The 12788-nt window shown below is 55.4% G+C and carries 13 protein-coding genes; 4 read left to right on the top strand and 9 right to left on the bottom strand.

Annotation, left to right across the window (positions count from 1 at the left end; all coding sequences use genetic code 11):
• The first annotated feature begins 33 nt into the window (after positions 1–33).
• From uxaC to HY868_22845, 4 genes are all read left to right on the top strand, one after another.
• Positions 34–1452: a glucuronate isomerase gene (uxaC, locus tag HY868_22860; protein MBI5304991.1), complete on the top strand. Its 1419-nt coding sequence runs from the start codon at positions 34–36 to the stop codon at positions 1450–1452.
• Between the two features lie 88 nt (positions 1453–1540).
• On the top strand, positions 1541–2062 hold the full coding sequence (locus HY868_22855) for a hypothetical protein (protein MBI5304990.1): 522 nt from the start codon (positions 1541–1543) through the stop codon (positions 2060–2062).
• Between the two features lie 46 nt (positions 2063–2108).
• Positions 2109–2393, top strand: coding sequence for a type II toxin-antitoxin system HigB family toxin (locus tag HY868_22850; GenBank protein MBI5304989.1), 285 nt, complete (start codon positions 2109–2111; stop codon positions 2391–2393).
• Positions 2390–2788 carry a transcriptional regulator gene (locus tag HY868_22845; GenBank protein MBI5304988.1) on the top strand — a complete coding sequence of 133 codons (399 nt, stop codon included), beginning with the start codon at positions 2390–2392 and terminating at the stop codon, positions 2786–2788. The genes HY868_22850 and HY868_22845 overlap by 4 nt, the downstream gene beginning before the upstream one ends.
• A gap of 74 nt (positions 2789–2862) precedes the next feature.
• Here HY868_22845 and HY868_22840 read toward each other — a convergent pair whose 3' ends face one another.
• The 9 genes from HY868_22840 to HY868_22800 form a co-directional block, all read right to left on the bottom strand.
• Positions 2863–4374 carry a hypothetical protein gene (locus HY868_22840; GenBank protein MBI5304987.1) on the bottom strand — a complete coding sequence of 504 codons (1512 nt, stop codon included), beginning with the start codon at positions 4372–4374 and terminating at the stop codon, positions 2863–2865.
• An 82-nt stretch (positions 4375–4456) separates the two neighbouring features.
• Positions 4457–6262, bottom strand: coding sequence for an oligoendopeptidase F (pepF, locus tag HY868_22835; GenBank protein MBI5304986.1), 1806 nt, complete (start codon positions 6260–6262; stop codon positions 4457–4459).
• Between the two features lie 35 nt (positions 6263–6297).
• Positions 6298–7158, bottom strand: coding sequence for a dihydropteroate synthase (locus HY868_22830; GenBank protein ID MBI5304985.1), 861 nt, complete (start codon positions 7156–7158; stop codon positions 6298–6300).
• A gap of 110 nt (positions 7159–7268) precedes the next feature.
• Entirely contained in the window at positions 7269–8036 is a 768-nt protein-coding gene (locus HY868_22825) for a corrinoid protein (GenBank protein MBI5304984.1), read from the bottom strand.
• A gap of 86 nt (positions 8037–8122) precedes the next feature.
• Complete coding sequence (locus HY868_22820; protein ID MBI5304983.1) at positions 8123–9187, bottom strand: hypothetical protein; 1065 nt, start codon at positions 9185–9187, stop codon at positions 8123–8125.
• Between the two features lie 70 nt (positions 9188–9257).
• Positions 9258–9824, bottom strand: coding sequence for a hypothetical protein (locus HY868_22815; GenBank protein ID MBI5304982.1), 567 nt, complete (start codon positions 9822–9824; stop codon positions 9258–9260).
• A gap of 36 nt (positions 9825–9860) precedes the next feature.
• The gene (locus HY868_22810; GenBank protein MBI5304981.1) at positions 9861–10970 is read right to left on the bottom strand and encodes a hypothetical protein; all 1110 of its coding nucleotides are present in this window, start codon (positions 10968–10970) and stop codon (positions 9861–9863) included.
• A 140-nt stretch (positions 10971–11110) separates the two neighbouring features.
• Positions 11111–12352, bottom strand: a complete 1242-nt coding sequence (locus tag HY868_22805) for a DUF2088 domain-containing protein (GenBank protein ID MBI5304980.1) — start codon at positions 12350–12352, stop codon at positions 11111–11113.
• A gap of 49 nt (positions 12353–12401) precedes the next feature.
• The gene (locus HY868_22800; protein MBI5304979.1) at positions 12402–12629 is read right to left on the bottom strand and encodes a GxxExxY protein; all 228 of its coding nucleotides are present in this window, start codon (positions 12627–12629) and stop codon (positions 12402–12404) included.
• Positions 12630–12788: the final 159 nt, after the last annotated feature.

Raw genomic sequence — 12788 nt, 5'->3', positions numbered from 1 at the left:
AGGGTTAGGGAGAGGTATATTCAAGGAGTCATCATGTCCAATACGATCTCTCTTCCCGATGATCGCTACTTTGGTCCCGATCCCGAACAAAAAGAAACGGCAATTCATTTACACAATCAAGTCAAGGATTTGCCGCTGATTTGTCCACACGGTCACGTTGATCCGCGCGTCTTTTCCGATCCGAATTATTCGTTCGGTTCGCCGGCGGATTTATTCATCATCCCCGATCACTATGTTTTTCGAATGCTCTATTCACAGGGCGTCGCGCTCGAAAACCTGGGTGTGCCCACGCGCGATGGCACGCCGGTCGAAAGCGATCATCGCAAAATCTGGCAATTATTCGCGGAAAATTTCTATTTATTCCGCGGCACACCGACCGGCATCTGGCTGAACTATGAATTGCGCGTCGTGTTCGGCGTCGAACAAAAACTGAACGGCGAAACCGCGCAGGTGATTTACGATCAAGTCGCCGAGAAACTCGCCTTGCCCGGCTTTCGCCCACGGCATTTGTTCGCGCGATTCAACATCGAGACGCTCGCGACGACCGACGCGGCAACGGACACGCTCGAGCATCATCGCGCGTTGCGCGAATCGGGCTGGCACGGACGCATCGTCCCGACCTTTCGCCCCGACGCGGTCGTGAATCTCGACGCGCCGAATTGGAAAACCAATCTTGAGGCGTTGAGCCAAATCACGGGTATCACTATAACCAATTACCATTCACTAATTACCGCGCTTGAAAACCGCCGCGCCTTCTTCAAGCAAATGGGCGCGACCGCGACCGATCACGCCGCGCTCGGCGCATACACCAACGAACTCGCGCCGCAAGAAGCGGATGCGATCTTCCAACGCGCCTTGTTGCGTCAAGCCGACGCCGACGACGCGATGCGCTTCACCGGGCACATGCTGATGGAAATGGCGCGCATGAGCATCGAAGACGGCATGACGATGCAACTGCACGTCGGCTCGTTCCGCAATCACAACGAAATGATCTTTTCACGCTTCGGTCTCGACAAGGGCGCAGACATTCCCATCGCGAGCGAGTTCACGCGCAACCTGCGTCCTTTGCTGAACAAGTACGGGACGGATCCGCGGCTCACCTTGATTCTGTTCAACCTCGACGAGTCCACGTACTCGCGCGAAATGGCGACGCTCGCTGGACATTATCCCGCGTTGAAACTGGGTCCGCCCTGGTGGTTCTTCGATTCGCTCAATGGGATGAATCGTTATTTCGATTTGATGTCGGAGACCGCCGGGCTGTACAACACGGCTGGGTTCAACGACGACACCCGCGCGTTCTGTTCGATTCCCGCGCGGCACGATGTGTGGCGGCGCGCCGCGTGCAACTGGCTCGCCGGCTTGGTCGTGCGCGGTATCGTGGACGTGGAAGAAGCCGAGGCGATGGCGCGTGAGATGGCGTACGGACTAGCGCAGAAAGCATACAAACTATAGAATGACCGCCGACGACCGACCGCCGACCGCCGCAATCACAAGCGGTCAGCCGTCGGTGGTCGGCGGTCTATCCACAAGGAATATTCCAATGAACAGTCTACACACTGTAACCGATCTAATGGAAATCGCGGCGCGTACCGCGCCAAAATCTGCTGGGCAAGATTACATCGTCACGCGCGTGCTCGAAGGCGACATTCTAAAAACACTCGCGGACGAAATGGTCAAGTTCGGCGCACATACCGGTAAAAAGAATTTCGACCGCGACGCGAGCAACGTCGCCGCGTCTGAAGCACTCGTGCTGATCGGACTCAAGAGCGCGCAATCGCTCAACCTGAATTGCAGCGCGTGCGGCAAAGAATCGTGCTCCGAGTTGCTCATCAACAGCGTCGAGGGCGAATTTCGCGGACCGCAGTGCGCGTTCCGTCTACTCGACATGGGCATCGCGCTCGGCTCCGCCGCCAAGACCGCGAGCATGTTAAACGTGGACAATCGCATCATGTATCGCGCGGGTGTCGTCGCACGCGCGATGGGTTTGATTGACGCGGATTTCGTGATGGGCATTCCGCTTGCCGCGACCGGCAAGAGTATTTTCTTTGATCGTCCGGCGTAGCAATTCGGCTGTTGCACTATATCTCAAATTGCGATAGAATAAAGTCATGCGAATCATCTCGCGTAAAGCATTGCGCCAGTTCTCGGAACGGCATCCTGACAGCAAGAACGCTCTCGCCCGTTGGTTCAAGATCATCGAACATTGTAGCCCGCGCAATCTCATTGAACTACGCGCGGTGTTTCCGTCTGCCGATCAAGTAGAAGATTGGGTCGTCTTCAACATCGGCGGCAACAAATATCGGCTGATTGCTTCAATCCATTTTAATCGAGGCAGAGTGTACGTTCGTCATGTGCTCACACACCAAGAGTACACGCGGGAGGGCTGGAAATGACCATTTTTACAAAAGAAGTTCAGGGACATTGGACAAATATTCGTCCTTTGCTCACCATCCGTAATGAACGCGAGTACGATTCGGCGGTCAAACGGCTCAATCAATTGCTTGACCAGGTTGGCGCCAATACGCGCCATCCCTTGTATGGATTGTTGGACACCTTGGGCACCCTAATTTCGGCATACGAAGATGAACATCAAGCCATGCCTAAAGCATCCGGCATTGATGTGCTGCGCTACTTGATCGAAGAACACGGCTTGACCCAAATGGATTTTCCGGAAATCGGCTCGCAAGGTGTTGTGTCCGAGGTGCTAAACGGCAAGCGCGATTTGAACGTTCGACAAATTCGCGCTCTGGCAAAACGATTTCACCTCTCGCCCGCCGTATTTCTCTAATCACTTTGCCACGCAACGAAAAGGACGGATGACCACCCATCATCCGTCCTTTGTTTTTTGTCCCTCGTCGAAATTTACTGGACAAACGGTTTCAAGTGCCGCACAAAATGTTTTTCGAGATTCGCCGCGTACGCGTTGGGATTCGCGCGCAACAGCGCCATCAGCTTGTCGTAGAACATCAACTTGCCCTGGGCATCGCGCGTGCGGAGCACGGAGCCGAACGTGACGTGGAAAATCTCGCGCGCGTCGAATTGGTCGAGCAGTGACGCGAGCTCAGCATCGCTCACATCGCCCGGCAACGGCGCTCTACTCAATTGCGCCGAGACGTGATAGCTCACGCGATCGTTTTCGTACCGCTCGCGCCCGAACACATAGATCGAACGGAAGAACGCCGTATCCAGCGCGGCAATCGTCCGCAACGCTTCGAGGTAACTCGTCCCCGCCGTTTTAAGATGCACCATCCCGCGCGTGTGTTGCGCGGCGATGCCGTACACGCTGAACTTGTCCGACCCCGAATGCAAACTCAATTTGTACGGACCGAGCGCGCGCGCGATTTCCGCGTGCACCGCGAAATCCTTCTCGAACTCTTTCAGATCGCCGATGTAATCCGAGCCCTTTTCAAAACGCCCAATATAGCGCGGCGCGAGACTCACCCACTCGACGCCGAGACGATTCAACTCGCTCGCGAAAAAGATGTGCTCGGTGTGCGTGGTCGGCGTATCCGTTTCGTCCACCGACACTTCCAACTCGAACGCCACCTCTTGCGCGACGAGATAGCGATACATTTTGACGACGTGCGCGATGGCATGACCGTACTTTGCCGCCGCGCGCAGGATCGCGCCTTTTTCGAGTTTGAGCGCGCGGTTTTCCAGCTCGATGGTTTGACCAACGTAATGCTTTTCCAAATCCGCCGCGGTGCTCTCGAGTTCGATCCACGGCAGAGCTGCGACTTTTTCTTGGATCGTCGCCGCGGAATCCTTATCCGCCGCGCTGTCCACGTGCGCGCCAGGATCAATCGTGAAAAACGAAAAACCGGCGGCAACGCAAATGTCAATGTTCTCCGGCGTCTTGAGGTGATCGGCGTCCGCGCCGAGTTTGCCGTTCCACCCGGCTTGGAACGCACCCCAGGTCGCGTCGCTCATCACATCGTTCGGCGACCGACCGGTGCGTTCCATTTCGCGAATGGACTGCTGCGAAAAGATCGGCGCGATCTTGTCGCCGGTCGCGCGCACCGCGCGTACGTGCCCCGGCGTCGCGAGTCCGAGTCGGTCGCCCATGCCCGCCGAGGTGACCAAACCCAGGAGCGTCGGTTTGAGCCAGGGCAACGTCTCGCGCAACGCGTGCGCGTTCGCGTGATCGGTCGGACACAACTTGAGCACATAGCCCGAGCGAAACGCATGCCGCTCGCCGTGAAACGCATCGAGCACCGGATTGTCGGGGCGCGTGAGCACCGCGACCTGGCGTCCCATGCGCGCTTGATGCAACCAAAATGCCGCGTCGCTCTGCACGACAAATGAATCCGGATAAATCGTCGTGAGATGCGAACGCAATTCGTTCAGTGAAAATGGAAAAATGTTTTCTGCCATCGAGATCCTTTTTCGACCGCGGTTTACTGTCCGCCGACCACCACGGTAAAAATCGCGGCGGTCAGCGGTCTACTGTCGGCGGTCATTTTATCAGTTGTTCTAAACGATCTACGTAGCGCGCGAGCACCCCGAATGTTTTTTCGATTGGCTCTGGCGTCGTGAGGTCTACGCCCGCGCGTTTCAACACGTCGAGCGGAAACGCCGAACCGCCCGCGTTCAAAAAACCGAAATATCTTTCGACTGCGCCATCCTTACCCGCTAAAATATTTTCGGCGAGCGCGTGCGCGCCGGAAATGCCGGTTGCGTACTGGTACACGTAAAAGTTGGAATACAGATGCGTTGGGAATTGCGCCCACGTGACACCCACGCGTTCGCGATCCATTACAACTTGACTGCCGTACCCTTCCGCGAACAAATCCGCGAGCAACGCGTTCATCGTGTCGGCAGTCAGCGCCTTGCCGCGCTCGATGCGTTCGTGAATCTCCAACTCGAACCGTGCGAGCGTGGGCATGATGAAAAAGTAACGATGGAAATTCGACATCGCTTCTTCGATGATACCGATTTGCAGATCGCGGTCGGACTGGGTCTTGAGCATGTACGCGCGCACCATCGCTTGATTGAAATTCGACGCGGTCTCGGCGAGGAACAAGCCGTAACTGCGATACACGAATGGCTGGGTCTTTTGCGAAAAATACTTGTGCAACGAGTGACCCAGTTCGTGCGCGAGTGTGCTCATCGAAAAGAGATCGTCGTTGTAACTCATCAGGATGAACGGCATCGTGCCCGGCACGCCGGTCGAGAATGCGCCCGCGCGCTTACCCTTGTTCGGGTACTTGTCCACCCAGCGTTGATCCAAACAACCGCGCCGCAACACGCCGACGTATTCTTCGCCGAGCGGTTTCATGCCTTCACAAATCCAATCCACCGCCTGCAAAAATTCGACGCGCGGTTTTACGTTGGTCAGCGGCGCTTTTTCGTCGTACGTGTAAAGCGTGTCGTAACCCAACGCGCGTTTACGGATCGCCCAGTACCGATGCCAGGTCGGCAAATTCGCGCGAAACGTTTTGATGAGATTGTGAAACACGTCGAGCGGAATATAGTTCGGCGCGAGCGATGCTTGGAGCGACGACGCGTAACGCCGTGCGCGCATCCGAAACACATCTTGCTTGACGCCGGCGGACAGCGCATTCGCCATCGTGTTCTTCACGGCGAGATGCGCGTCGGCGTAATTCTCGAACGCGGTGCGACGCACCGTGCGGTCGAGATGCGTGCGAAGCGCGTTGATCGTGCCTTGTGTTACCTCGAACGTCTCGCCCGCATCATTCCGCGCGGGTGCGCATTTCAAATCCGCGTCCGCAAGAATGCCATGCGTCGCCGCGCCGGTGCGAAACGCATCCGTGACCTGGCTCAACAATTCTTCGACTTCGGACGAACGCACGTGCGCGGCGCGTTGTTCGAGTCGCTCGAAATAGTGCGCGTACTGGGCGAGGCACGGTTCATCGCGCATCCACGCGCGCAATGCGTCAAAACCGATTGCGAGCAATTCGGGTTCGGCGAACGACATCGCCGCGCCGAGACGCGCCGCGAGTCCGCGCGCGCGATCATTCAAACCGACCGCGACTTGATCGGTCGTGTCGGGCGTGTGCCGCATACTTGCGTAGAGTACCACCTTGCCCGCGCGCATTTCGATTTCTTCGCTCGCCGCGAACCACTCGGCAAGCATCGCCGCGCTATCGGCAAGGTGTCCGCGAAAATGCGCGAGCGAGGGCAACATCTCTTCGATGCGTTTGAATTCAGTTTCCCACGCGTCATCGTCCGGAAAAATACTTTCGACGTCCCAGCGATGTTCGAGTGGAACGTCTTTGCGAAGGGGCACCATGTTAGGCATATCTACCTCGCTACATAGCAAATTTGAAATTTGCCTTACACTTTACTCGCCGCGCTTCGCTTGCGAAAGTCCGCAATCCAATTCGCGGCGTACTGGTCGTTGCCGAGCAACACATCGCTCGCGAGAATCGCTTGACGAATCACCGGGTTGGTCGGGTCGGTGATCGCGCACGTCAGCCCGCACAACATCGCCATCGGCAAGTACGCCGCGTTGATCGGCGAACGGTCGGGCAAGCCGAACGACACGTTGCTCGCACCCGCGATCAAATTCACACCCAGGTGTTCGCGAATCATTCGCATCGTCGCCAAGGTATTCCCCGCCGCTTCGGGATCCGCCGCGACCGTCATTGTCAGCGCATCAATAATGATATTCTCTTTCGCAATGCCGTGATCCGCGGCGCGCTGAATGATTTTTTCCGCGACGCGCATGCGTTCTTCCGGATCGCTCGAAATACCGGTCGCGTCATTTGCCAGACCAATGACCGCCGCGCCGTACTTTTTCACAAGCGGCAACACGCGTTCGAGTCGTTCATCCTCGCCGGTCACCGAGTTGACGAGCGCCTTGCCTTCGTACACGCTGAGCGCGGCTTCGAGCGCCTCGATCACCGACGAGTCAATGCACAGCGGCACATCCGTCACTTTTTGAATTGTGCGAATCGCGGCGACGATCATCGTCGGCTCATCGCCCATCGGCGTGCCCGCGTTCACATCGAGAATGTGCGCGCCCGCGGCAACTTGCGCGATCGCATCGCGCTCGACGCGTGAGTAATCGCCCGCGACCATTTCCTCACCCAGTTTTTTTCGTCCGGTCGGATTGATGCGTTCACCGATCATCACGAACGGATTACCCGCGCCGATGACGACCGTCTTCGTTTTCGATTGAATTATCGTTTCCATGTTTCCTCGTTAGGGATTAGAAATTAGCGATTGGAAGTTGGAGGTTGTAAGTTCCTAATTGGTAATTGGACTGAATTCTGAACCCTGAACACTGCCCTACTGTTCACCGTTCACTGTTCACTCGCCTGCTTCGCTTCCGCTTGCCCGACCTGCTCCATCAGTTTTTCCATCGCGTCAATGGTGGCGACGACTTCGGCTTTGGCTTCCGACCCAGCATTCGCGTCGTAGCCCATGTCTTGCAACAATTTTTTCGCGAGCCGCACGGTCGAGCTGGCATCCGGCGCATACCCATCCGCGCCCACGCGATCCGTGTACGCCTGATTCACCGGCGCGCCGCCGACCATCACTTTCACTTTGTCGCGCAGTCCTTCTTTCGCGAGCAATTCGATGTTCACTTTGAACATGGGCATCGTTGTCGTGAGGAACGCGGAAAAACCGACGAGTTGCGGTTGGTGTTGTTTGACCGCGGCGATAAATTTTTCCGGCGGCACATTCGTGCCGAGATCAATCACTTCAAAGCCCGCGCCTTCGAGCATCATGTCGCACAAGTTCTTGCCGATGTCGTGCAAGTCGCCCTTGACAGTGAGCATGATGACCTTGGCGACCGGTTTCGCGCCGGTTTGCGCGAGGATGGGGCGCAACAATTTCAACGCCTCGCCCATCGCCTTCGCCGACATCAACATCTCTGGCACAAAGTACTCGCCCTTTTCAAAACGCCGTCCTACTTCTTGCAACGCCGGAATCAACGCGCCAAACAACATATCGAGCGGTTGCATTCCCAACGCGAGACCTTCTTCGGTCAACGCCTTGACATCTTTCGCGTGTCCAGCAATCGTATGTTCGTTCAAACCTTGTTTGATCTCGTCTTCGCGTGCCATTATCCTCTCCTTCTGTTTTTCTCCCACGAAGGACACCAAGATCACAAAGAAGAATTTATGTGTTCTTCGTGAACTTCGTGGGCAAATTATTTCTGACGATAACGCGCCACCGTTTCGTAAATCGCGCGGACGTTTTCGTCCGGCGTTTCGCCGTCCATGTTGATGCAACACACCGCCGCGCGTTCGAGCGGCGCGCCCGCGCTCAACACGTGCTCGACATCCGCGACGACCTCTGCGCGCGATAACGTCGCGACGCGCACCGGGCTGAGCCGCAGATTGAAAATCGCGTTCGGCAGGGCGCGGCGACACGCGGCAATATCCGAACCCCAGCCGACATCGAAAAAGACCGCGCCCTCGATCTCGGCGTACAGCGCGGCGACCTTGTGCATGTCCTTGCCGCAATGATGAATACCGTACGGATACAAATCGCTTGCGAGCATTTTATCATAAGGCAGCAAAAATTCGCGGAATGTTTGCGGCGACACCATCTCGACACTGCAATTCGGGTGCAGGCTGATCGGCGCGTTGATATTGCGGACGCCGCGATTGACCGCAATCGAAGTCGTGCCGGTGCGTCGCTTGACGTAGAGCGCGATGTTGCGCGCGGTCTCGTACGCCACATCGAGCACGTGCCGCGCAAGCATTGGGTTCTCGAACATGTCCACGAAAATTTGCGGACCGCGCACATTGAGCGCGACGTTGAGCACGCCTTCCCAGTTCAAATCGCCTTCGAGATAGCCAAATTGTTTTTCGAGCATGTCCATCATCGCGATGATGCGACTGAACACTGGGTTCGTCGCGAGGTCGGGTGATTGCAACGCCATCTCCGCGTCGTCGTCGAGATTGCTCGGTACGACCTGGGGCGAGATGTCATCGCCGAACAAAATCTCGCAACCCAGCACTGCCGAAGGCATCCAGCCCGCCGCGATGTGAATCGGTCCGACGATGGGCTTGGGCGCGGGATTCGCCTCGCCCATTCCCAGGTCGCTAAAACGTTCGTGCAAAATTCGGCGCATCTGCTGTTCGCGTTCGACACGCAACTTGGGATCAAAGTAAAACGCTTCTTCAAATGTGATACCGTAATGCTTGTTCCACCAACTGGTGTGGAACACGACTTCGATGGGGAGGAATGAGTTAGGTTTGATATCCATTGTATCCTGATGCGTGAGACGTGATGCGCGATGTGTGAAAACGACAAAATGCTCGTCAGACATAAAACTTTCAATACGGTTTGCGTCTAATCTTGTTTTTGTAAATAAGTTCGGAAGGACGAACCCGCAGACCATTGAACACACATACACAAAACCAATAAAAGAGCATGTCTACGTTTGTCTCAGCGCGAGCATCCGCTATTGATCTTTGTTGACATTCAGACTCTGACAACGCCCGCACGATCTGCCCTTGTTTCTCAAGTAAACAATCACTTCCCTGCCTTGACAACCTACCTTCTACAAGAGTCGGAGTATAAAACCACATGAATCCTCCAACAAAAAAATAAATGACAAAAACAAAAAACAGTAACTTCATCCAAAGCGGTTTAATACCCCAAAACATTTTCCAATAATCTGGGGATGGCTTTCTCCTAACGAAACAATATACCATCCAGATTAAAGCGCCCCAAACACCGATACCCATTCCCAAACCGAGCATGGGAACAAGCATAAAATTTGTTGGAAGGTCGAGCGCAAAATAGGTAGAAAAATTTATTAGCAAACTCAACACAAATCCAACGACAGAGATGCGAAAGAAATAAGTCAAGTTCCTGGGAGAGAAAACTTGAGTCTGCACGAATGATATTCTCCTTGTATTCTAGGTATCACGTTCTCATCTTTCTCCAAACAACCGATTCGCCGTGACGACCGCTTCACCCCAACTGTTGACGACATAGCGATGAATAATACCAGTGTTGATGTGCGCGGCTTCAACCGGAATCGCGCCGTCCCACATCAAGCAAATCTTTTTCTCTGCCGCGATCTTGTATCGCTCGACCAGGTTTTGCATTTCAGGATTACCGAAATTGATCGCGGTGATGCCGGGCGTATCCGCCATCTCTTCAAAAAACTGATTGCCGTGACCGCAGAAATGCCCGAGCGCACCGCCGACCGCGCTTGCTACACGCGTGTTGTACGGCGCGCAAAATTCTTTGTACATTTTTTGCGAGAGCATCACACCCGAATCGTCGGGGATACACGCGCCGCCGATCTGACGACATAGGAATTTGTATCCTGCGTCCGGCTGGTCGCCCACAATCGAGCGATGCTTGTTGATGACCGCGATATAAAGCGGCACGAAGAAATCGAGCAACTCGTGAACGAACTTGGGATCCTCAATCGCCGCTTCGTAGATCGCGACGCCCGCGAGGTTGACCGCAAAGTTGAACGGACCTTGCGGATCGGGATGACCGATGTGCACGGTCTCTTTGAGTTTCGGGTACTGCGCGAGCGTATCGCGAAAGTACGCTTCGGTCTCCCAGACTTGCGCGCCGATGCCGTTGTTGAGATCGGGCATCCCGCGCGCCATCATCGCGCGCGTCTCGTCGAGGTTTTCGACCGGCATTGCCCAGGGCATATTGTCCTCGTCCTGGGAATAACCCGCGCCGAGAAGCGAAGTCGTGAGAATCAATCCATAGTTCGGACGTATCGTGAACACGCGATCATCTTTTAATAACGCGCCTTCGTACGCCAGCATCAATTCGCTGACGATCATTTTCGCCGGATCGCGGAACGCCTCGCCGTACGAAATCCGAATCCAGTCCGGCGGGAAATCGTTTTGAATATGGCTCCACGGCGCGCGGCACGTGACAATCGTCGGACGAAAATCGAGCGGCTCGTATTTGAGCGCAGCAAGTTGTTTTTGCTCGGCGCGCTTTTGGTGCGCGACATCCACTAACGATTCCAATTTATCGAGATAAGGACGCGGATCAAAATCGCTCACGGCATTTTCTCATTGATTGTCATTGCGAGTCCCGAAGGGGCGAAGCAATCCCCAGCCCCACCCTAGCCATCCCCTTTGTAAGGGGAGGGTTGGGAGGGGTACATTGCCTCGTGGCTTTGCTCCTCGCAATGACAAAAACACTATTTCAACCGGTACAACATCTCGCCGGCTTTCGGCACAACGAACGCTTTGCCGCGCGCGCGCCACTCGTCCGGGTTGATCGTGTTCGGATCGAGATAACCCAGGTTCGCGTGCTCGCAGCGTTGGCGCGAGATTTGCGTTGCGAGCGTCACGCGGATGCGCGGGGTTTCGACACACCGCACCGCGTCGTACTCGCCGATACCGCGCAAGTGCGTGCTGTGCGCGAGCGTGCCCCAGGGATAATGTTTGAACTTGTCCCACTGTTTGACAAAGTAATCGCGCACGTGATACCCGATCGCTTCGATCACTTTGCCATGCACGTACGAAATTTCGGTGATGTGAGGCGCGTAGATGATGACTTCGCCATCGTCCGCAATCGCCGGTTCCATTTTGTACATGCCCTTCGCCGCCGTCCAGATGTCGTCGTACATTTTCGGCATCACCGAAAGCACACGCGGCAGTGGCTCGTCCACGTACACGACGTGCGTCTGCGCGGCTTGGTCCGCCGCCGCATTCCACGCCTCACGCAAATCGCCGATGTGCACGCCCTCGACACCATCGCCTTCGACGACGTAACAACAACCGAGTTTGGGCACGTTGACCATTTGCGCCGCGCGTTCGATCACCGCGCGCACAGCCGTGTTCTTTGTACCGATAATCGAATAACTTGTCAATAGCGCGCCGATCCAGTGCGTCACGTTGATAATTTCATCGCCCGCGATGCCGGGGAACAAGTACTTGCTTCCGCCGGACATGCCGACGACTTCGTGCGGAAATACCGGACCGCACACGAGCAGTACATCGTAATCGAGAATCAGTTTGTTGAGTGTGACCGACACGTCGAGCTTCAACATCCCGTTCGTGATCTGCGCGATTTCGTCGGCGGGAATGACGCCGGCGGTGTAGAACGATTCCGGTTTCCACCATTCGTGGTTGAACACGCGAATGCCGCGCCGCGTCCAATCGCCCGGCGTCGTGTCGAGTCGGCGCGCGATCGCGTCCTCGTTCATTTCGGGATGCGTGCCGAGCGCGATCAAAATGTCGAGCGCCTGGGTTTGCGGTTTGACTAACTCGACGAGCAATTTGTAGAACAAGCCGAGCGGACCACTGCGCGTGCCATCGGGCACGATCACGAGCACACGCTTGCCGCGTAGATTCGAACTATCGAATGCCTTGACCATCGTCTCGCGAACCTGGGTCTCGCTGAGATGATGGTGGGATTCCGACACTGACCAGATCATAGTAACTCCTTATTTGCCCACGAAGGGCACGAAGATCACGAAAGTTAATTCAACGAATGAATCGTCTCCACTCTAACATTCCGACGCTGCCAAAGTTGATTTTGTAAAAGACTGGGAGCGCCTGCCCTGCCTGGAATGGTATTCCCCTAGATTCCAGTTCGATTTCCAACGCCTCTTGATAAACGGCTTCGAGACAGCCGTCACCCAATTCGCGATGAACTTCGATTGCCGCACCAACAATCGTATACACTTCTTCTTTGAAAAGCAACTCGGTCATCGCTTCACCTTGAATTTTTGTAACTACTCAGCCATCGTTCCTTTATCCGCGAATTACGCGAATCTTCGCTAATTTTTTCTTCTTATTCGCGCAATTCGCGTTATTCGCGGATAAATTTGTTTTTTCATCGGCGTAAATGTGGGTTGGCTGAGTAGTTAC

The sequence above is a fragment of the Chloroflexota bacterium genome (assembly GCA_016219275.1).
Classification (GTDB): domain Bacteria; phylum Chloroflexota; class Anaerolineae; order UBA4142; family UBA4142; genus JACRBM01.
The sequence above is the reverse complement of the archived record's forward strand: the minus strand, read 5'-3'. Positions and strand labels throughout refer to the sequence as shown.